Source organism: Streptomyces sp. 71268, from assembly GCF_029392895.1.
GTDB lineage: Bacteria > Actinomycetota > Actinomycetes > Streptomycetales > Streptomycetaceae > Streptomyces.
On record NZ_CP114200.1, the window covers coordinates 3,384,244 to 3,403,410 of the forward strand.

General features: G+C 74.3%; 20 protein-coding genes. 9 read left to right on the forward strand and 11 right to left on the reverse strand.

The genetic code is table 11. The features are described 5' to 3' along the window. Positions 1-122: 122 nt before the first annotated feature. The 5 genes from OYE22_RS12660 to OYE22_RS12680 form a co-directional block, all read right to left on the reverse strand. Positions 123-599: a GNAT family N-acetyltransferase gene (locus OYE22_RS12660; RefSeq protein ID WP_277320520.1), complete on the reverse strand. Its 477-nt coding sequence runs from the start codon at positions 597-599 to the stop codon at positions 123-125. An 86-nt stretch (positions 600-685) separates the two neighbouring features. Beyond that, the gene (locus OYE22_RS12665; RefSeq protein ID WP_277320521.1) at positions 686-952 is read right to left on the reverse strand and encodes a hypothetical protein; all 267 of its coding nucleotides are present in this window, start codon (positions 950-952) and stop codon (positions 686-688) included. A gap of 109 nt (positions 953-1,061) precedes the next feature. Then, positions 1,062-2,096 (reverse strand): methyltransferase, encoded by a 1,035-nt coding sequence (locus OYE22_RS12670; protein ID WP_277320522.1) that lies wholly within the window; start codon positions 2,094-2,096, stop codon positions 1,062-1,064. 260 nt (positions 2,097-2,356) lie between these two features. Next, a complete protein-coding gene (locus tag OYE22_RS12675; RefSeq protein ID WP_277320523.1) occupies positions 2,357-3,169 on the reverse strand; it encodes an AraC family transcriptional regulator in 813 nt (270 codons plus the stop codon). Between the two features lie 175 nt (positions 3,170-3,344). After that, a complete protein-coding gene (locus OYE22_RS12680) occupies positions 3,345-4,268 on the reverse strand; it encodes an NAD(P)H-binding protein (protein ID WP_277320524.1) in 924 nt (307 codons plus the stop codon). A 190-nt stretch (positions 4,269-4,458) separates the two neighbouring features. Here OYE22_RS12680 and OYE22_RS12685 point away from each other — a divergent pair, with 190 nt between their 5' ends. Continuing rightward, a complete protein-coding gene (locus OYE22_RS12685; RefSeq protein ID WP_277320525.1) occupies positions 4,459-5,325 on the forward strand; it encodes a helix-turn-helix transcriptional regulator in 867 nt (288 codons plus the stop codon). Between the two features lie 67 nt (positions 5,326-5,392). Here the strand turns inward: OYE22_RS12685 and OYE22_RS12690 are convergent, their stop codons facing one another. From OYE22_RS12690 to OYE22_RS12700, 3 genes are all read right to left on the reverse strand, one after another. Then, a complete protein-coding gene (locus OYE22_RS12690) occupies positions 5,393-5,986 on the reverse strand; it encodes a hypothetical protein (RefSeq protein ID WP_277320526.1) in 594 nt (197 codons plus the stop codon). Between the two features lie 106 nt (positions 5,987-6,092). Further along, positions 6,093-6,833 (reverse strand): response regulator transcription factor, encoded by a 741-nt coding sequence (locus tag OYE22_RS12695; protein WP_277320527.1) that lies wholly within the window; start codon positions 6,831-6,833, stop codon positions 6,093-6,095. After that, positions 6,830-8,131, reverse strand: coding sequence for a sensor histidine kinase (locus OYE22_RS12700; protein WP_277320528.1), 1,302 nt, complete (start codon positions 8,129-8,131; stop codon positions 6,830-6,832). The genes OYE22_RS12695 and OYE22_RS12700 overlap by 4 nt, the downstream gene beginning before the upstream one ends. 221 nt (positions 8,132-8,352) lie before the next feature. On the opposite strand from OYE22_RS12700, the gene OYE22_RS12705 reads away from it, so the two are divergent. From OYE22_RS12705 to OYE22_RS12735, 7 genes are all read left to right on the forward strand, one after another. Continuing rightward, positions 8,353-9,045, forward strand: a complete 693-nt coding sequence (locus OYE22_RS12705) for an ABC transporter ATP-binding protein (RefSeq protein ID WP_277320529.1) — start codon at positions 8,353-8,355, stop codon at positions 9,043-9,045. 20 nt (positions 9,046-9,065) lie between these two features. Beyond that, positions 9,066-11,459 (forward strand): ABC transporter permease, encoded by a 2,394-nt coding sequence (locus OYE22_RS12710; RefSeq protein ID WP_277324110.1) that lies wholly within the window; start codon positions 9,066-9,068, stop codon positions 11,457-11,459. 140 nt (positions 11,460-11,599) lie between these two features. Then, positions 11,600-12,928 (forward strand): helix-turn-helix transcriptional regulator, encoded by a 1,329-nt coding sequence (locus OYE22_RS12715; protein ID WP_277320530.1) that lies wholly within the window; start codon positions 11,600-11,602, stop codon positions 12,926-12,928. A 28-nt stretch (positions 12,929-12,956) separates the two neighbouring features. After that, a complete protein-coding gene (locus OYE22_RS12720; RefSeq protein WP_277320531.1) occupies positions 12,957-14,129 on the forward strand; it encodes a helix-turn-helix transcriptional regulator in 1,173 nt (390 codons plus the stop codon). Between the two features lie 114 nt (positions 14,130-14,243). Continuing rightward, positions 14,244-14,405: a hypothetical protein gene (locus OYE22_RS12725; RefSeq protein WP_277320532.1), complete on the forward strand. Its 162-nt coding sequence runs from the start codon at positions 14,244-14,246 to the stop codon at positions 14,403-14,405. Between the two features lie 38 nt (positions 14,406-14,443). Beyond that, complete coding sequence (locus OYE22_RS12730; protein WP_277320533.1) at positions 14,444-14,983, forward strand: hypothetical protein; 540 nt, start codon at positions 14,444-14,446, stop codon at positions 14,981-14,983. After that, positions 14,980-15,294 carry a hypothetical protein gene (locus OYE22_RS12735; protein WP_277320534.1) on the forward strand — a complete coding sequence of 105 codons (315 nt, stop codon included), beginning with the start codon at positions 14,980-14,982 and terminating at the stop codon, positions 15,292-15,294. The genes OYE22_RS12730 and OYE22_RS12735 overlap by 4 nt, the downstream gene beginning before the upstream one ends. A 28-nt stretch (positions 15,295-15,322) precedes the next feature. Here OYE22_RS12735 and OYE22_RS12740 read toward each other — a convergent pair whose 3' ends face one another. Next, on the reverse strand, positions 15,323-16,225 hold the full coding sequence (locus OYE22_RS12740; RefSeq protein WP_277320535.1) for a serine hydrolase: 903 nt from the start codon (positions 16,223-16,225) through the stop codon (positions 15,323-15,325). After that, entirely contained in the window at positions 16,222-17,247 is a 1,026-nt protein-coding gene (locus OYE22_RS12745) for a LysR family transcriptional regulator (protein ID WP_277320536.1), read from the reverse strand. The genes OYE22_RS12740 and OYE22_RS12745 overlap by 4 nt, the downstream gene beginning before the upstream one ends. Before the next feature lie 396 nt (positions 17,248-17,643). On the opposite strand from OYE22_RS12745, the gene bla reads away from it, so the two are divergent. After that, positions 17,644-18,597: a class A beta-lactamase gene (gene bla, locus OYE22_RS12750; protein ID WP_277320537.1), complete on the forward strand. Its 954-nt coding sequence runs from the start codon at positions 17,644-17,646 to the stop codon at positions 18,595-18,597. 124 nt (positions 18,598-18,721) lie between these two features. On the opposite strand, the gene OYE22_RS12755 is transcribed toward bla, so the two are convergent. After that, positions 18,722-19,069: a VOC family protein gene (locus OYE22_RS12755; protein WP_277320538.1), complete on the reverse strand. Its 348-nt coding sequence runs from the start codon at positions 19,067-19,069 to the stop codon at positions 18,722-18,724. Positions 19,070-19,167: the final 98 nt, after the last annotated feature.

Sequence of the window (19,167 nt, forward strand, 5' to 3'; positions counted from 1 at the left end):
GCCCGAGGGCCGGGAGGGGCGCGGTGGGGCTGGTGGCCCGGGCGGGCGTGGCGGGGCTGGCGGCCCGGGCGGGCGCGGCGGAGCTGGGGGCCCGGAGGGGCGCGGTGGGGCCGGGGGCCCGCTCACAAAGCGATGAGCCCCGCGTCGGTGGGGGTGAAACCGCAGCCGTCGAAGTAGAACGCGCGCAGGTGGTCGTCGAAGTCCACGTGCAGCCACTCACACCCCGCGGCCCGCGCCCCGTCCACGGCCGCCGCCACCAGCCGCGTCCCCACCCCCGTCCGCCGCGTGCCCTCAGCCACCACGGTGTCCAGCACGAACGCGTGCACCCCGCCGTCCCAGGCCACGTTGACGAACCCGACCAACTCCTCCCCGCGCCGCGCGCACACCCAGCCCAGGCTGTGCCGGTGCACCTGGGTGTGCCAGTCGATGTCCAACGGCGGATGGTCGAACCCCTGCGCGTGCAGGACGTTGACCTCGGGGTTGGCGAAGTCCCCGCGCCAGACATAGGCCGTCGCGGGTGCGGATTCGGACGAACGGTCACCGGCGGCCCGGGGGCGCGGCTGTGTCGGGTGGGTGGCGATGGGCTCGGGCTCGGTCATGGTGGGGAGGGTAGGGGGTGGGGGTGGCGGGAGGGGCGGGATTTTGGGGCGGGCCGTCTGGAAGCGCCGGGCGCGGCGCCGAGTCGTCAGTCGAGCCATTCCTCCCACCGCTTGCGAGGCCGCTCGCATCGGCCGGTTTCGACGGCCTTCTGGTAGGCCCGGTCGATGGTCTCCTCGTCCGGCGTCCACGTGTCGCTGAACTCGGTGCCGACGGTCATCCTGGAGTAGGCGATGACGCACTCGGAGCCGCCCACGTCCTGAGTCGCGTACCGCTCCGCGGCCACCGCTCCCAGGGCAGCCACGAGCCAGGTGACGGCGATCAACTGCTGCGCTATCGGGCCGCGTTGGGACATCACCGGATCATCGTACTGAGGAGGGCCCACCCGGCGGCTGGCAACCGGCGGATGACGGCGGCGCGCGGCGCACCGGCGGCGACTCGTGGTCCGCCGGCGGCCCGCCGGGTCAGCCAGCCACGGCCTCGATGAGGGAGAACGGCGCGGCGTCGGCGATGGGGGTGACCGAGGTGAGGGTCAGGCCCGCGCGGTGGCAGACGTCGGTGAAGTCCGCGCGGGTGCGCTCCCTGCCGCCGACGTTCACGAGCATGTTGAGGTCGGACAGGTAGGTGATGCCGCCGTCGGTGACGTCGGCCTCGGCGCGGGGGTCGACGACCTCGGGGAGTACGGGCTCCACGATGAGGACGCGGCCACCGGGCGGGAGCACCGCGCGGCAGTTGCGCAGGATGGTGACCACCTGGTCGTCCGTCCAGTCGTGCAGCACGCTCTTCATCAGGTAGAGGTCCGAGCCCGCGGGGACCGAGCGGAAGAAGTCGCCGGCGACCAGCGAGCAGCGGCCCGCCACGCCGTGCCGCTCCAGCGTCTGCGGGGCCTTGGACAGGCCCTCCGTGGTGTCGAAGAGCACGCCGTTCAGGCCCGGGTGGGCGGCCAGCACGCCGGCCAGGAGGGTTCCGTCGCCCCCGCCGACGTCCGTGACCGTGGTGAAGCGGCCGAAGTCGTACGCGGACGGCAGCGCGGCGGCGGTCGCCGCGACGGCCTGGCTCATCGCCGCGTTGAACTCGGCTGACAGCTCGGGGTGCTGGGCGAGGTGGCTGAAGAAGTCGGTGCCGAAGACGGCGTCGAAGGCGATGTCCCCGGTGCGGACGCTGTCGTCCAGGTGCTCCCAGGCCCGCACGATCGTCGGCTCGGTGAACATCCGCACGAACGAGGTGAGCGAGTCGGGGTTTCCGGGGTCGAGGAGGGCGCCCGCGGGGGTCGCCGAGAAGTGGTCGGGGGTGTGTTCCACCAGCAGGCCGAGGCCGGCCAGGGCGCGCAGCAACCGCGTCATGGGCTGGGGTTCGGCGCCGGCCTCGGCGGCCAACTCGGCGGCCGGGCGCGGCGTGGCGCCGACCCGTTCCATCACCTTCAATCGGACCGCCGCGCGCAGGGTCTGGGCGGCCATGCTCCCGAACGCGAGCCGGACGATCAGATCGCGGTCGGCCACGCCCGCTTCTCGGGCATCACCTGCTCCTCGGGCATCGCCCGCTCCTCCGGCATCGGCTGTCGTTCGGACATCGCTCATGGGTTGGGCATCGGTGTTCGTCACGGTGCTTTCCTTCCTTCGGGTGGGTGGGCGGTAAGGGTGGGAGGGCGCGGGCACGCGGGCGCGGCCCGCCTGCTGCATGTGGGGGCGGTGGCTCAGCAGAGATCAATCGGCACAGGCCAGCCGGCACAGGCCAGCCAGTTGAGGCCGGCCGGCGGAGGTCAGTCGGCGGCCAGGGCGCCGGGGGTGCACCCGGCCAGGGCCGCCACGTCCCGGTGCAGATGCGGCTGGTCGGCGTAGCCGCAGGTCAGGGCGACCGTGCTGGCGCTCTCGCCCGCGCGTAGCGCCCGTACCGCGTGGTCGAAGCGGACCAGCATGGCGGCCCGCTTGGGGGTGAGGCCGAGTTGGGCGTGGAATCGGGTGCGCAGTCGCTTGCGGCTCCAGCCGCAGGACGCGGCGAGGTCACCCACCCGTATCCGGCCTCGGCGGGCCACGATGGTGTCCCAGGCGGCGGCGACCTCGGGGGCCATTGACGGGGCCGCCGCCGCCCGCTCAATGAGGAACTCCTCGGTCAGCGCGAGGCGCTCCTGCCACGTCGCGGTTTCGGTCAACCGCTCGCGCAGACGTTGTTCGCGCGCTCCCCACAGGTCCGCGAGGTTGGTGATCGACCCGTCCAGTTCGGGCGGCGAGACCCCCAGCAGCCCGTAGGCGGCACGGGGCGTCAGCCGTACCTCCACGCACTCGACGCGCTCGCCGCGCACCCGGGCCGGGCCGGGCGACAGCGCGGCGACCAGGCTCCGCATGGGCCGGTGCCCGGTGGCGCCCTCCACCGCGAGCGGCTCGCTCCCGAGCCCGATGACGAGGATCACGGCCGGCTGCGGGAGCACCCGCAGGTCCAGGCCGGCGGCGGCGCGGTCGCGGTATCCGGCCATCCGTACGCCGTCGAGTGACGTACCGCCGAGCGGGCGGGCGACCTCCCAGCCGCGCTCGGCATCGCGATCCGTGGGGGCGCCCCCCACTTCGTGTCTGCGCATGCCCCTACCGTCGCCGACTTCGGCTCGCCTGTCTTGGACGAAAGGTCCGTGCAGCGCGGGCGGAAGGTCCGGAGGTCTCGGACGGACGGTCCGCAGGTCCCGGACGGACGACCCGTACCTCTCGGAGGGACAGCCCGTACGTCTCAGGCGGAAGGCAGATGGGCGCGTACGCCGATCACCGTGCGGCCTCCTCCAAGGAACCGGCCCGCAGCGCGGGCAGGAGGCTGCGGGCGACGAAGGTCTCGATCGTCGTCGGCGTGGTGGTGGCCGCGGACCGGGGTTGGCGAGCGGCGATGCGTCCGGAGTTGATCGAGCGGGCCACCTCGGCCATCAGGCCGGCGACGTTCGCCGACGCCCCGGCCGCGCGCTGCTCGGCCACGAACCGCTCGATCGGCTGTTGTTCGTATCGCAGGCCCGGCAGGTCCACGAGCCTGCCGATCACGGCCGTCACCTCGGCCATGCTCAGGTCGCGCTCGCCGTGCAGTTCGACCACCTCCGGCGCGCCCGGGCGTGCCGGGGTCGGCCCGACGAGGTGGCGGGCGGCGGCGCGGCCGACGTCCTCGGCGGCGATGAACGGCATCGGGAGGTCGGGGGTGAAGGGTGCCGCGACCCGGCCGTCCCGGCGGATGGACTCGACCTGGCCGAGCAGGTTCTCCATGAAGTAGCCGGCCCGCAGGTGGGTGACCGCCGCGTCCAGGGTGTTCGTACGCCGCTCCAGCCGGTGCAACCCGGCCACCGGGCCGGTGCCGGCCTCCTGGTCCGCGCCCCAGCTACTCAACGTCACCACCCGCCGCACACCGGCGGCGGCCAGCACCACCGTCATGGCCTCGACGATCCGGTGCTGGTGCGCCGCGAAGTCGGGGCTGTCGGGGATGTAGTTGGGTTGGACCATGACGTAGACGCCCTCGGCGCCGTGACAGGCCGCGGCGAGCGCCTGCGCGTCGGTCGGCTCCGCCACCACCGGCTCCGCGCCGGCGGCGGCGGCCGGCGCCAGGCCACGGGCACCGCGCCCGAGCGCGCGCACGCCGTGGCCGGCGCGTACCAGCTCGTCCACGACGGCGCTGCCCGTACGCCCGGTGGCCCCTGTCACCACGTACATGTGATGCCTCTCCTCCTCGCTCCCACGGCGCGCCGCGCCGCCTGACCAACGGCGACGCTAGGCGCCGGCCGGGCAGCGCGGGTGGTGGTGGCACACCCACCCGCGAGCGCGAGACCGGCGCCTAGCATGACTGGCCCGGCTGGCATGGCTGGCACGGGTGACATGGCTGGCACAGGTGAGGAGGGTGACCGTGGGTGACGCGGCTGGCGAGGGCGACAGGGGCGGGCCGGGTGCCGCGTCGAGATCGGCGGGACCGCTCGCGGAGTACCTCCGCGCCCGCCGCGCGCTCGTCCGTCCCACGGACCACGGCCTCGCCCCCGGGCCCGCCCGGCAGGTGCCGGGGTTGCGGCGCGAGGAGGTCGCGCTGCTCGCCGGCGTCAGCACCGACTACTACGTCCACCTGGAACAGGGCCGCGAGCGCCGGCCCTCCTCCCAGGTGCTCGCCGCGCTGGCCCGCGCCCTACGCCTCGACACCGCCGCCCACACCCACCTGCGCGCCCTCGCGGACCAGCCCACCCCACCCACCGCCCCGGACACCCTGCCCACCGGCACCGAAGACGCCCTCACCCACCTCGTACGCCACTGGGTCACCGCCCCGGCCATGCTGGTCACCCCCTGGCTGGACGTGCTCGTACGCAACGGCCCCGCCGACGCGCTCTACGCCAGCCTCCCGCTGCGCGACAACCTGGCCCGGATGGCGTTCCTGGACCCCGCCGTCGGGGAGTTCGTCCCCGACCCCGAGCACCTGGCCCAGTGCACCGTCGGCACGCTGCGCGCGGCGGCCGGCCCCGCGCCGTACACCCCCCAGATGGCCGACCTGGTCGGCGAACTCAGTGACCGCAGCGCCTCGTTCCGTCGCCTCTGGGCCCGCCACGACGTCCACCGCAAGGCCAGTGCCACCAAGCACTTCCGCCACCCGGTGGCCGGCCCGCTCACCCTGCGCCAGCACGTCCTGACCCCGCCCGACCACCCGGAACTCCAACTGTGGATCTACCAGGCCGAGCCGGGCTCCCCGTCGGAACGCGCGCTTCTCACCCTCGGGGAATCGGCGGCCTGAACGCCTGGCCGGCCGGGGCCAGCAGGGCCGCCCCCCGCCCAAGCCGGCGCGGCCGTCGCCGCCGCGCTCAACCGCGTCCGGCGCGCCTGTCGGCCGCCGCTCGCCGACCTCCCCGCGAACCGTCAACGCTCCGGCTCCGGTTCAGCGCCACGTTCCGCGTCTTCCTGCGGTGGCCCGACTCGGCGAGCAGGGCGAGTACCGCCGGCGATGTCGACTCCTCGGCGAGTAGGCGCTGCATCCAGTCCGTGACCCGCGCCAACTCGGCCGCCGTCGGCACGTGACCGTCCCTGACGGACAGGTGGAACAGCCAGTCGTGGACGCGACGGCGGATGAACTCGCGGTACGCCTCCGTCGTCAGGCGCTCGACCTCCGGCAGCAGCCCGGCCGCCCACCGCCGGAACTCGGCGGGACCGCTCGCCCGCGTCGCGACCTTGTCCACGAGGGCGACCACCGCCGTCTTGGACGTCATCTCGTGGGGGTCGCGCAGGATCGTGGCCACGAGCGCGCGGTCACGTTCGCGGCTCGGCGCGGAGGCGGCCACCGAGACGACGCGCTGGTACGCGGCCGACCGGACGTGCTCGTCCGCGACGGCCTCCTCGACGTCCACGTCGAGGACGCCGGCCGCCGCCAGCAACTCGGCCACATCACCACGCCATGTCACCGCTCCATTCTCCGCTCACCTCTCCGCTCACCGGGCGGGGCGGTTGACGGCGTCGCGCCGGGCCGGGCGCTCGCCCCACCGGACCGGCCGGCGGGCACGCCACGCACTACGCGCCGCTGGGCGTGTCCCCGCCCGGGGTGACCAGCCCCGTCTCGTACGCGAAGACGACGGCCTGGACGCGGTCGCGCAGGTCCAGTTTCGACAGGATGCGGCCGATGTGGCTCTTGACCGTGGTCGGGCTGAGGAACAGCCGGGAGGCGAGTTCGGCGTTGCTGAGGCCCGTCGCGAGCAACCGGAGCACCTCCATCTCGCGCGGGCTGAGGCCGGACAGGTCGCGGTGCGGTGCGACGGTGCGCGGCTCCTCGCGCGGGGCGAAGCGCTCGATCAGCCGCCGCGTGATGGTGGGCGCGAGCAGCGCGTCACCGGTCCGTACCAGGCGCAGGGCGGCGACCAGGTGTTCCGGGGTGACGTCCTTGAGCAGGAAGCCGCTGGCGCCGGCCGTGAGCGCGGCGTAGACGTAAGTGTCGAGGTCGTACGTGGTGAGGATGATGACCCGGGTGCCGTCCAGGCCCGCGTCGCCGACGATGCGCCTGGTGGCCTCGATGCCGTCCGTCTGCGGCATCCGGATGTCCATCAGCACCACGTCGGGCCGCGTGCGCCGGACCGCCGCCACGGCCTCGGCCCCGTCGGCCGCCTCGGCCGTCACGTCGATGCCGTCCGCGGCGAGGATCATGCGGAAGCCGGTGCGCACCAGGGCCTGGTCGTCGGCGATGACGACGCGCAGCGGTGGGTGAACGCGCAGCGGTGGGTGGTCCGTGGGTACGGACCCGCTCGTGGGCGGGTTCATGCGGCGCTCCAGGGGATGCGGGCCGTGACCTGGTAGCCGCCGGCGTTCGTCGGCCCGGTCGTCAGCTCGCCCCGGTAGACGGCCAACCGTTCGCGCAGCCCCAGGTGGCCGCGGCCGTTGCTCTCCACCGGCGGGTGGGCCTGGTCGCCGCCGGTGTCCGTGACCTCGATCTCCAGCCGGTCGTCGGCGTACGTGATGGCCACAGAGGCGTGCGCGCCGCGCGCGTGTTTGAGCGTGTTGGTCAGCGCCTCCTGGACGACGCGGTAGGCCGCGAGGTCAACCCCCGGTGGCAGCGGGGTCGGTGGCAGCGACACGTCGACGGTGACGGGCGTCCCGGCGGCGCGTACCCGGTGGACCAGCGCGTCGAGTCGCGCGAGCCCGGGCTGGGGCTCCAAAGCGTCGGGCCGCTCCTGGTCCGGGGCGGCCAACAGGCCCATCACGTGGCGCAGTTCGGCCATGGCGGCCCGGCCTCCCGCCTCGACGGCCAGCAGCGCTTCCTTCGACTGTTCGGGCACCACGTCCATCACCTTGCGGGCCGCGCCCGCCTGGATCACCATCACGCTCACGTTGTGGGTCACCACGTCGTGCAGCTCGGCGGCGATGCGGGCGCGCTCCTCCTCGACGGCCCGGCGCGTGGCCTCCTCCTGCGCCGCCCGCAACTCGGCGACCCGGTCCCGGCTGGCCGCCAACCGCAGTTGCAGGAAGCGGACGAGGCTGGCCAGCATCCCGGCCACGAGCAGTACGAATCCCGGGCTCGACCAGCCGGGGAGCACGGGGTCCGCGTTGCGGAAGGCGTAACCGGACAGCGCCGCGGCGATCACCAGGACGGCGATCGCCGCCACCCGGTACCGGCTGTGGACGACGGCGCTGTAGGCCCCGATGACGCAGGCCACCACGGTGATCCAGGAAGCCGAGTCGCCCACGGCCAGGGCCGCGCCCAGCACCACCACGAACTGGGTCAGCGGGTACCGGCGCCGGGCCACCAGCGGCAGCGTCGACAGGACGACCAGGCCCCAGGGCACGGGGTCACGCTCCTCCGCCGCCGGCACCGCCACCTGGCCCGGGTCGGGCGGCGCGGGCGGAGCCGGGACCCCGGCCCCGGCGTCGACCCGCGGCGGGATGTCCACCGGCCCGTCGCCGGAGTAGCGCACCGCCACGAACAGGGCGACGACGGTCAGCACGACCGCCAGCGCCACGTCGGCGCGCACCGCTCGCCGGGACGGCGGGGCCGCCTTGGCCTCCGGCCGCAGCGCGTCGACGAGCTGCTGGTAGGCGCCGCGCCGGCGTTCGGTGTCCATCCCTAGATTGTGCGGTGCCCGCCGCACGGGCCGCGTCCGCCTGTGCGGTCAGGGCCTCGTCCGCACGTCGTACTCCTCGGGGAGGACGCCGCGGCCGGTTCCTCCCTCCGGAGGGCCCGATGCTGGTTCCACGGCCGACGCGCCCGCCACGCGACCGCCTCTACGTTCACCGGGCCGGCAACAGCAGGCGCCCCCAGCGACCGTGAGGACGGGCTACTCGTATGCGTCAGGTGATCGAACTGGAGGGTGTGGCCAAGCGCTACGACAGCGGCGGAGCGCCGGCGCTCGGACCGTGCACGCTCAGCGTCGCCCAGGGCGAGGCCCTCGCCGTGACGGGCCCCTCCGGCAGCGGCAAGTCCACCCTGCTCAACCTCGTCGCCGGCCTCGATCGGCCGACCGCCGGCGCCGTGACCGTGGCCGGCCGGCGGATCGACCGGTTGAGCGAACGCGCCCTGGCCACGTTCCGGCGCGCGCACATCGGCATCGCCTTCCAGTTCTTCAACCTCCTCGACGACCTCACCGTCACCGACAACATCCAGCTCCCGGCCCAGCTCGCCGGGGCCAGCCGGCGCCAGGCCGCCGCCCGCGCGGCTGAACTCATGGAGGCGCTGGGCATCCAGCGGCACGCCCGCGCCTACCCGGGCCGGCTCTCCGGGGGAGAGCGCCAACGAGTCGCGTTCGCCCGGGCGTTGGTCAACCGCCCAGCGCTGCTGCTCGCCGACGAGCCCACCGGCGCGCTCGACAGCGCGGCGGGCCACGACGTGCGCGGCCTGCTGCTGGACCTGCGCCGGACCGGGCAGACCATCGTGCTGGTGACGCACGACCCGGCGCTGGCGCGGGCCTGCGCGAGCCGCACGGTCCACCTGGTCGACGGTCGTATCGCCAGCGACTCGTCCGCGCGGGCCGCGCGGTGATCCGGTTCGGCAGCGGCGCCATGGGCCGGGTCGTACGCTCCGGGGTGGGGCGGCGGTGGGGGCGGACGGTGGTGATCGCCGTGGCCACGATGATGGCCGTGGCCTCGGCCGTGGTCGCCGGGACGCTGCTGGTCGCCTCGTCCGAGCCCTTCGCGCACGCCTTCGGGAAGCAGCGCGGCGCGCACCTGAGCGCTGAGTACGATCCGGCCAGGGCGAGCGCGGCCCAACTGGCCCGTACCGGACAGGCGACCGGCGTCACCGCGAGCGCGGGCCCCTACCCCGCCACGACGTTCCGCCCGGTGGACCCGACGGGTTTCCGGCTGCCGACGCTGACCCTGGTCGGCCGGCCCGACCCGGGCGGCGCCGTGGACCGCGTGGACCTGACCTCCGGCCGGTGGGCGCGGGCACCGGGCGAGGTCGTGCTCGCCGCCTCGTTCGAGGGGCCCACCATCGCCGTCGGCACCACGCTGCGGGCCTCGGACGCCCCGAACGCGCCCACCCTCACGGTCGTCGGCCTCGCCGTGTCGGTCAGCCAGACCGCCGACGCCTGGACGACGCCTGCGCAGGTCAACACCCTGGCGTCGGAGGGCAACCCGGTCACGCGCCAGATGCTCTACCGCTTCGACTCCGCGAGCACCACGGAACAGGTCCTCGCCGACCGGAGGAAGCTCGCCGCCGCCGTGCCGCCCAGGGCGCTCCTCGGCACCCGGTCCTGGCTGGACACCCAGCGCGCCGCCGACCAGGCCGCGGCGGCGACCGTCCCGTTCGTCACGGCCTTCGGCGTGCTCGGCATCGTGATGTCGGTGATCACCGTCAGCAGCGTGATCAGCGGCGCGGTCGGCACCAGCCGGCGCAGGATCGGCATCCTCAAGGCCATCGGCTTCACCCCGCGCGAGGTCGTACGCGCCTACCTGGCCCAGGCACTACTCCCGGCCAGCGTCGGCACCGCCCTGGGCGTCGCCCTGGGCAACCTCCTGGCGGTGCCGCTCCTCGCGGACACCGAGGAGATGTACGGCGCCGGCCCGCTCGCGGCGGCCTGGTGGGTGAGCGCCCTGGTGCCGGCCGCCGCCCTGGTGATCGTGGGGCTCGCGGCGCTGGCCCCCGCCCTGCGGGCCGGGCGGCTGCGTACCGTCGAGGCCATCGCGCTCGGCCGGTCCCCGCGCCCGGGGCGCGGCCAGTGGGCGCACCGCGCGCTGGGGCGACTGCCCTTGCCGCGTCCGGTCACCTACGGCCTGGCCACCCCCTTCACGCACCCGGTCCGTGCCCTCGCGACGCTGCTCGCGGTGGCGTCCGGCACGGTCGCGGCGACCTTCGCGGTGGGCCTGACCTCGTCCCTGACCGCGATCGGCACCGCCCAGGACCCCGAGCGCCGGGCCGCCGTCACGGTCACCACCACCCGAGCCCACCAGATCGCTCCCCCACCGCCCCCTCCCGCGGGCGACAGCGCGACCAGCCCGTCACCCTCGCGCGGCGCCGCGCCCAATCCGACCGGTCTCAGGGCTGCCGACCCGGCGAAGGTCCGCGCCGCCCTCGCCTCGCGACCGGGCACGGACTCGTACTACGGCAAGGCCCACACCGAGGTCACCGTCGCCGGCGTCCCCGGCTCGGTGCAGGCCAGCCTGTACGAGGGTGACGCGCGCTCCGGCAGCTACGAGATGCTCGCCGGACACTGGCTCACCGGCCCGGGACAGGTGGTGGTGCCCAGCCGCTTCCTGGAGCGCACCAGCACCAGGATCGGCGACCCGGTGCGGGTCACCCACGCGGGGGAGAGCGCGCGCCTGCGCATCGTGGGCGAGTCCTTCGACACCTCGGGGGACGAACTGGAAATCCATGCCGACCTGGCCGACTTCCCCTCGGCCGAGCCCGACACCTTCCTCATCGAGGTGCGGCCCGGCGTCTCCGCCGACGCGTACACGCGAGAAGTCGCCGCACTCGTCCAGCCCCTGGGCGGCGACGCCACGACCCACACCTCCCCGGGCCAGGACGGCACCGTCCTCCTCATGTCCGCGCTGGCCGCGCTGCTCACCCTGATGCTCGTCTGCGTGGCCGGCCTCGGCGTACTCGACTCCGCCCTCCTCGACACCCGCGAACGCGTCCACGACCTGGGCGTCTGCAAGGCGATCGGCATGTCACCACGCCAGACCATGCTCCTGGTGCTCACCCCGGTCACCGCGCTCGGCACACTCGGCGGCCTGCTCGGCGTGCCGGCGGGCTACGCGCTCCACCACCTCGTGATGCCGGTCATGGGCCATGCCGTGGGCACCACCCTGCCACCGTCGATCCTCGACGTGTACGGGCCGCTACGGCTGCTCCTGCTGGGACTGAGCGGAACCGCGATCGCGCTCCTGGGCGCCCTCGCGCCGGCCGGCTGGGCGGCCAGGACGCGTACGGCTGCGGCGTTGCGTGCGGAGTAGGGGCGGCGGCCTTGTCCCTACGACCACCGCGGTCGACCACGACGGACGCGTCCACGCTGGGCGCGACCGGAGCAACAGGGCCCGCCCTTCGCACCGTTGAGCGCTACCGTGCTGAGTGCTGACAGAGAACGGGGAGCACCATGTCCGACCCCACCGACACCACCGAGACCATCGGCGCCCGCGTACGCCAACTCCGTCTGATCCGCGACTACTCCCTTCAGGAACTGGGCCGGCACGCCCACGTGTCCGCGAGCCAGCTCTGCCGCATCGAGAAGGGGGATCGCTACCCCAGCGAGCCCATCCTCGCCGCCGTCGCCCGAGCGCTCGGCGTCAGCGTCTCGGTGCTGCGCGGCCAGCCCTACATCCAGGCCCTCCAGGGCGAACAACTCGACGCCCTGCTCACGCCGCTCAGCGCCGCGTTCGACGACTGGGACCTCCCGCCCACCGACGCACCGCCCCCGCGCTCACTCACGACCCTGGAGACGGCGATACGAGAACTCATCGCACTGCGCGTACAGGCCAGCTTCACCAAGCTCGCCGAACGTCTCCCGGGCCTGGTCAGCGAGATCGCCATCGCCACCCAGCTCCAGCCCGCCGGCCACCGACAAGAGCGCGCCCACGCCCTGCAAGCCGAGGCCGCGCGCACGGCGGCCATCGTCGCCTACCGGCTGGGATACATGGACCTGGCCCGGCTGGCCCTCACCCGCATGGCCGTCGCCGCGCCGCACTCCGGCGATCCGCGCCAGGTCGCGATCGAACGGTACGAGCGCGCCCAGATGGCGGCGGACAGCTCACGGTTGAGCCGGGGCGTCTCCCTGATGCGGCACGCACTGCGTGACCTGGACGATGACGGCGACCGCGCCACCCAGGCCGTACGGGGCACCCTCCAACTGCGAGCCGCCGTCCTCTCCGCCCGGGACGGCGACGACTCGGCAGCGGACGACTGGCTCGGGCAAGCCACCGAGCTGGCGAGGGCGACCGGCGAAACCCGGCACCACGCGCTGGCGTTCGGCCCGCTCAACGTACGGCTGCACCAGATCGCGGCGGCAGGCGACCGCGATGACCATGCGCGGGCACTGGAGTACGCCCGTACGGTCCACCTACCGGACGGGTACGCACCGACGCGGGCGGCGCACTACTGGATCGACCGCGCCCGCGCGGAGGCGTGGACCGCGAAACGCCCCGCCGCGCTCGCCTCCCTCCACGCGGCACGCACGGCGTCGGCCCAGCTCACGCGCTACCACCACTCGGTGCACGAGACCGTGGCCACGCTGCTGAGAGCACGCCAGCGCGCGGAGGAGCCGCTGCGCGAGTTCGCCGCGTGGTGCGGCGTTTACCTTCCCGGAGTGCCTGTCGCACGACCACGCGCCCACCGAGGGCCCCGGCCGCCCCCACGACACACGTCAACGTCCTTACGCTGCCAGCCCATTGGCCCTGACAGCACGCCCAGCGACGGCGGTACCGTCTGAGTACCGACGTCAGGGCGAGGAGTCCGATATGACCGAGAACCGCGGCACGCTCGGTGAGCGCGTCTGTGACCTACGCAAGCGCCGCGGCCTCTCCCAGCGCGAGTTGGCCACCGCGTCCAAGGTGTCCGTCTCCACCGTGCGGAAGCTGGAGCAGGGCAGCGCCGGCGAGACGCGCATGGAGACGGTACGCGCGCTGGCAGCGGCCCTGCGGGTGCCGACGACAGCTCTCGTACGGCGTCAGCCGCCCGAGGGCCCGGCCCCGGACCCCGTCCCGTGGCAGCCGCTCCTGGAGGCCGTCGCCGCTCCCCGCCCGGCGCGCCTGGACGAGGAACCCACCACACCCGGCCTCCTCGCGGCCCTCGCCGAGGTGCGCCGGCTGCACATCGCCAAGCGGATGGCCGACGAGGTCGCCGTCCTGGCGCCGCTGCTCCGGGAGGTCGACGCGCTGGACAGCTCACTCGAGGTGCGCTCCATCCGCGCCCAGCTCCTCCACATGGCGGGTGCCATGCTGACGCAGGCCAGGCAGTACGAGGGGGCGGAGCTAGCGCTACGCCGAGCCCTGGACGACGCACCGGACCACGTACGCGCCGCTTCGGTGGTCGCCACCTCGTCCTGGCTGTTGATGCGCCAGGGCCGGTTGGACAAGGCGTCCGAACTGGCGCAGCGCTGGGCGGACGACATGGAGCCCAGGCTGTCGCGGGCACCGGTGGAGACCATCGCGGCCTGGGGCTGGCTGCTCCTGCACGGAGCGTCCGCGAGCCTGCGCGACGCCCGTGACGGGGAGGCCGACGACATGATGCGGCTCGCCCGGGCGGCGGCGACCGTAACGGGGACGATCACCCCGAGCAGCACCCGTCCAGACCCGTGGGGGCCGGTGGTGGTCGCGTACAAGGCAGCGGAGAAGGGCGTGATCCTCGACCGCCCGGACGAGGTCCTGCGCGCCGGCCAGCGACTGGTCGGAACCGGGGCGGGCCAGGAGACCGACTACCACCGCCACCGGCTCGACGTCGCCCGCGCCTACACGATGGTGCGCAAGTACCCGGAGGCGGTGGAGGTGCTCACCGCGATCCATGCCGCCCAACCCGAATGGCTCGTACAGCAGCGGTACGCACAGGACATCGTGGGCCACGTGATCAAGCGGCGACGCACGCTGACCCCCGAGATGCGCCTGCTGGCCGATGCCCTGAGTGTGCCGACGTAGAGGGGCGATAGCACTTCCTCGGCCCTCCTCGAATTTTTGCCATTGAGCGGCGTGGCCAGGCGGCTTTACGTTCGGTGACCAATCCATCACCGAACTCCCCGGAGGCCGTTGCCCATGCTCAACCAACCGACCCCACCCCACGACTGGATTCCCCCCGGCGGAGGCGTCCGCTGGACGCGGGGCGGGGAGTTGGGGTGGCACAGCCGCACGCTGCCGACGTACCTGGGCGCCCACGCCATCGTCGCGTTGCGGCCCACGAAGGGCGGGCGGTCGTGATCGGGCTCGACTGGGTCCCGCCGTCGGAGGAGGGGGTGATGCTCCTGCCGGCCGGCTGCCAGTGGGACGCCGTGCGCACCTCCGCCGCCATCGCGGACGCCGCCTTCCAGATCCTGGACGGTACGGAGAACTGCGCGGCCATCATCGACCCGCGCGCCTCCTGCACCTACTGGCTGCTGCCGCCGGGCGAGGCGGCCGGGTTCGCGCACTGGGAGCGCCTGGGTCGCTACGTCACCCTGCTCGCCGCCGGCGACCGCAGGCACTACGTCGGGGTGCCGCCCGCGCATCGGCGTACCGGACCGGGGGTGCACTGGCGGATCAGCGGGGAGTGGTCGGGGCGGTACCTGGCCCAGCCGTACTACCTGGGCGCGGTGCTCACCTCCGCCGTCTTCTTCGCGCACGGGCCCGGCGCGCTGCCCACCCCGTGCGCCCTGTGTGAGCGGGAGTTGCACCCCAAGGAGAGCGTCACCCTCACCGCCCGTCGCACCCCCGCCGACCCGCCCCGGGCCCTGACCGTGCACCCGGCCTGTGCCCGCGCGGCCCGCCTGCGCGCCAGCGGCCAGGAGCCCCGCACATGAACCACCAACCCCACCCCACCCGCCACCACGGGCGCCACCGCTACCGCTACGTCGAGATGACCCTGGCCCCCGACCCCGACGCCACCCCGTACACCGTCCACGCCACCTGCACCACCTGCGGCGACCAGTCACCCATCCCCGAACCCACCGAGACCATCACCGGCATGCACCACCAGGCACAACGCTGGTGCACCTCCCACGCCGCACGCGACCACCCCGACGGACGCCACCTGCGCTACACCGCCACCGTCACCCTCCACTGGCACGTCACACCCCACGAGGACATCGGACCCGCCGCGCCGACGAGTTGAGCGGCGGCGTGCGGGCCGGGCGACCGCCTCACAGTTGCCGCAGGTGGTCCCGTAGCGTGCGGGCCACCTGGGACATCAGGGCCTCCGCGCCAGGCTGGGAACTGGCGGGGACCAGGGACTCGGTCAGGGCCGCGACGGCGAAGACCTGGCCGTCGGCGTGTTCCACGACGCCGATCTCGTGGCGCAGGTTGAGCAGGGTGCCGGTCTTGGAGTACCAGGTGGTGGCGTCGGAGCTGAAGTCCGGGGTGAGCCGTTGGCGGAACAGGTTGTGCGCCATCAGGTCGCGTATCCGGGCCGCCACCTCGGGGTGGATGGCCGAGGGCGTCCACAGGGCCTGGAGCAGGTCGACGTAGGCGCGGGCGCTGCCCGTATTGGCGCGGGTGGTGTCGAGTTGGGGCACGCGGTGGCCGCGTCCGCTGGTGCCGGCGTCGATGGCCAGCGCGTGCGCGAGGTGGGCCTGGGTCGCGTCGAAGCGCTCCTCGGGCGTTTCGGACAGCTCGCGCATGCCGTGGCGGACGGTGATGTCGCGCAGGCCGAGTTCGCGCAGGATGGCGGCGACCTGGGCGGGCGGGGTGAGTTCGAAGAGCGCGTCGGCCGCCGTGCCGTCGCTCACGCACGTACTGAGGTAGAGCAGGTCGTCCACCGCCACCCGGGCCGGGTGGTGGAACCGGCTCAGCCCGGTCGGGCCCGGCGTGCTGATCCGCCCGGGCCGCACCTCAAGCGCCATCGCCCCGTCCAACTCCCCGCGCCGGACGCGCTCCACCGTCGCCACCGCGAGCGGGACCTTGACCAGGGACGCGGAGGGCAGTTGGGTGTCCGGGTCGATGCCCAACTCCTCGCCGGTGTGCAGGTCGCGTACGAGCAGACAGCCGCGCAGGCCCCCCTCGCGCAGCGACTCGCGCGCCGCGCGCAGCAGCGACTCGGTGTTCACGGCCCGGCCACCTCCCGCGCGTCGCCGCTCCGACGCGTGACCGCGCCGGCGGCCACGTCCGCGCCCGCTGCCGCATCCGCACCCGTCTCGTTCGCACCGGCCGCCCTCGTATCGCCCGTACCGCCCGCGGCGCCCGTACCGTCCGCGTCGGGCTCCGCCGCGCCCAGGCAGCGGGCGATGGCGCGGCCCAGGCGGGACTGGACGAGGTGGGGGTTGCCGTCGCCCGCCGCCGCGAGGGCGAACCCGCGGCACAGCGCCAACTCTCCGATGGGCCGCCAGTGCAGGGCGAGTTCGTCGGCCTGGTCCGGGGAGCACAGCAACAGGTCGCGGGTTGCCAGCACCTCCGCGGCGGCGGTGGTCAGGTCGGCCGCGGTGGCGAGTTGGGCGGGCCGCAGGCCGACCGCGTCGCGGAGCCGCGCGAGCGGGTCGCGCACATGCGGTACGTCGTCCTCGGGCTGCACCCACACGCGCCGGGCCGGGCCGGTGCTGGCCCGGCCGACCCGCAGCGTGTCGAGGTAGACGCGCCGTACGCCCGGGTCGTCGACCCCGGCCAGGCCGAGCGGTACGGACCAGGTGGCGTCGGCCGCGGGCACCGCGAGCAGCGCGGCCCGCACCTGCTGGGCGTGCAGGAGTTCGCCGCGCTGCGCCGGCGCCGCGACCCGCAGGTCGAGCGTGACGCCCTGGCCGCGCGCCTCGGCGACGAGGCGGGCGAGCCTGGCCGTCGAGCAGATGTCGGGCACCGCGAGCCGCCACGGCTTGCGCCTGGCGACCTCCGCCTCGTCCAGCAGCACGTCCGCCGCCTGTACGAGTTGCCTGGCCACGGGCAGCATGTCGCGGCCGAACGGGGTGAGCCGGGCGCGCCGCGAGGCGCGCTCGAACAGCGGCTCCCCGAACCGTTCCTCCAGCGCAGCCACCCGTCGGCTGGCCACCGACTGGGACATGCGGGCGGCGGCGGCCCCGACGGTGAAGCTGCCGCGCTCGCTGACGCTGACGAACGCGCGACACGCTCCCACCAGATCCACGCCCGCACCCTATGTCAGCCCCGTGCCGGGCCCGGTCTCGGTCCCGTTCCGGGCCCTGTGTCAGCCTCGTGCCGGGCTGGGTGTCACCTCCGTGCCGGGCCGGTGCCAGTCCCGTACGCGGGCACCGCGCTCACCCCCGCCCGCTCCGCACCGTCCCGCACCCACTCCGCCCTCGCCTCGTATGCCGATTGCGCATGGAACCGCGCGCGGGTGCATTGGACCGCATGGTCGCGGGGCGCGAGGGTGGTCCGAGAGGTCCTGACCCGGCATCGGGCGGGGCGTCCACCCTGCTTCCGCACGCCCGCGCCCCGCTCCCGCACGCCCTGGTCCGTCGTGCGCGGGGCTCGGCCACGCGCCCCGCGCACGGGGCACACACCCACCGGAGGTTTCCACGCCATGCAGCACACCCGTGCCCGGCGAGCCGTCATCGGCGCGCTCGCCACGCTGACCATCGCCACGCTCGTGGCCTGCGGCGACGACGACTCCGCCGACGCGTCTCCCGCGGCCAGCCGGTCGGCCACCGCGTCGTCGGCGCCGTCGTCGGCCGCGCCGGGCGGTACGCCGAACGCGGCCATCCGAAAGATCAGGGACCTGGAGCGGAAGTTCGACGCGCGGCTCGGGGTGTACGCCGTCGACACCGGCAGCGGGCGCGAGGTGGCCTACAACGACGGCGAACGGTTCCCCTTCGCCTCCACGTTCAAGGCCCTGGAGGCCGGCGCCGTGCTGCGCGAGTTCTCCCTGTCCGGCCTCGACAAGGTCATCCGGTACTCCAAGGACGACCTGGTCGCCAACTCTCCCGTGACCGAGAAGCACGTCGACACCGGGATGACCCTGCGCGCGCTCTGCGATGCCGCCGTGCGCTACAGCGACAACGCCGCGGCCAACCTGCTCTTCGAGGAGATCGGCGGCCCGAAGGGGCTGGACGCCGTGCTTGAGGGGATCGGCGACGACGTCACGCAGATGGAGCGCATCGAACCGGGACTCAGCGACTGGGACCCGGCGTCCCCGCGCGACACCACCACGCCGCGGGCCCTCGCGAAGGACCTGCGGGCGTTCGTCCTCGGCGACGTGCTCCGCAAGCCGGAACGCGCCCAGCTCACCACCTGGCTGCGCACCAACAAGACCGGCGACGAGCTGATCCGGGCCGGCGTGCCGAAGAGTTGGAAGGTCGGCGACAAGACCGGCGCCGGCAGCACGTACGGCGCGCGCAACGACATCGCCGTGGTCTGGCCCCCGGACTCGGCCCCCATCGTCATGGCGATCATGTCGAACCGGCGCGACAAAGACGCCGAGTACGACAACAAGCTGATCGCGGAGGCGGCCTCGGTGGTCGCGGACACGCTGTCCTGACCGCCGCCCACCCCCAGCGGGGCGGGCCGCGTTCCGTACGCGGGCGCGGGTGCGTTCCGTGCGCGGGCGGGTCCGGGGTTCCCTACGCGGGTGGAGGCGTGCCGCGTACGCGGGTGGGGGTGGGTCAGCGGTGGCCGAGCACGTTGACCACCCGGCCGTTGGGGTCGCGGACGAAGAACCGGCGTACGCCCCACTCCTCGTCCCGCAACGGGTGCACGATCTCCGCCCCGCTGCCGCGCACCGCCGCGTACACCGCGTCCACGTCATCCACCTCCACGCTGAGGTCGGGTATGACGGGTCCGGTCCGGTCCTCGGTCATGAAGCTGACCTGCGCCGTGGGCTGGGACGGGGAGGCGAGCGTCATGATCCAGCCCTGGTTCATGACCTCCTCGAAGCCGAGGAGGCCGTAGAAGTCGCGGCTCTCCTCCTGTGCCCGCGACGCGAGGTTGGGAACGACACGGCGAATGGTCATCGGGTCTCCGTGGGGTGGTGGCGGGCGGCCCCGGGTGCGGGGCCGGGCGTGCGGGGGCGAGCGGACGGCGGCGCGGCAACGGCGAGCGTGCGACCACG

Excerpts from the sequence above, each read along its gene's own strand:
- OYE22_RS12715 (WP_277320530.1), top strand. The coding sequence starts at position 11,600 with ATGTCCGACCCCACCGACACCACCGAGACCATCGGCGCCCGCGTACGC.
- OYE22_RS12730 (WP_277320533.1), top strand. The coding sequence starts at position 14,444 with ATGCTCCTGCCGGCCGGCTGCCAGTGGGACGCCGTGCGCACCTCCGCC.
- OYE22_RS12695 (WP_277320527.1), bottom strand. The coding sequence starts at position 6,833 with ATGAACCCGCCCACGAGCGGGTCCGTACCCACGGACCACCCACCGCTG.
- OYE22_RS12720 (WP_277320531.1), top strand. The coding sequence starts at position 12,957 with ATGACCGAGAACCGCGGCACGCTCGGTGAGCGCGTCTGTGACCTACGC.
- OYE22_RS12725 (WP_277320532.1), top strand. The coding sequence starts at position 14,244 with ATGCTCAACCAACCGACCCCACCCCACGACTGGATTCCCCCCGGCGGA.
- OYE22_RS12705 (WP_277320529.1), top strand. The coding sequence starts at position 8,353 with ATGCGTCAGGTGATCGAACTGGAGGGTGTGGCCAAGCGCTACGACAGC.
- OYE22_RS12660 (WP_277320520.1), bottom strand. The coding sequence starts at position 599 with ATGACCGAGCCCGAGCCCATCGCCACCCACCCGACACAGCCGCGCCCC.
- OYE22_RS12755 (WP_277320538.1), bottom strand. The coding sequence starts at position 19,069 with ATGACCATTCGCCGTGTCGTTCCCAACCTCGCGTCGCGGGCACAGGAG.
- OYE22_RS12735 (WP_277320534.1), top strand. The coding sequence starts at position 14,980 with ATGAACCACCAACCCCACCCCACCCGCCACCACGGGCGCCACCGCTAC.
- OYE22_RS12675 (WP_277320523.1), bottom strand. The coding sequence starts at position 3,169 with ATGCGCAGACACGAAGTGGGGGGCGCCCCCACGGATCGCGATGCCGAG.
- OYE22_RS12665 (WP_277320521.1), bottom strand. The coding sequence starts at position 952 with ATGTCCCAACGCGGCCCGATAGCGCAGCAGTTGATCGCCGTCACCTGG.
- bla (WP_277320537.1), top strand. The coding sequence starts at position 17,644 with ATGCAGCACACCCGTGCCCGGCGAGCCGTCATCGGCGCGCTCGCCACG.
- OYE22_RS12680 (WP_277320524.1), bottom strand. The coding sequence starts at position 4,268 with ATGTACGTGGTGACAGGGGCCACCGGGCGTACGGGCAGCGCCGTCGTG.
- OYE22_RS12700 (WP_277320528.1), bottom strand. The coding sequence starts at position 8,131 with ATGGACACCGAACGCCGGCGCGGCGCCTACCAGCAGCTCGTCGACGCG.
- OYE22_RS12710 (WP_277324110.1), top strand. The coding sequence starts at position 9,066 with ATGGGCCGGGTCGTACGCTCCGGGGTGGGGCGGCGGTGGGGGCGGACG.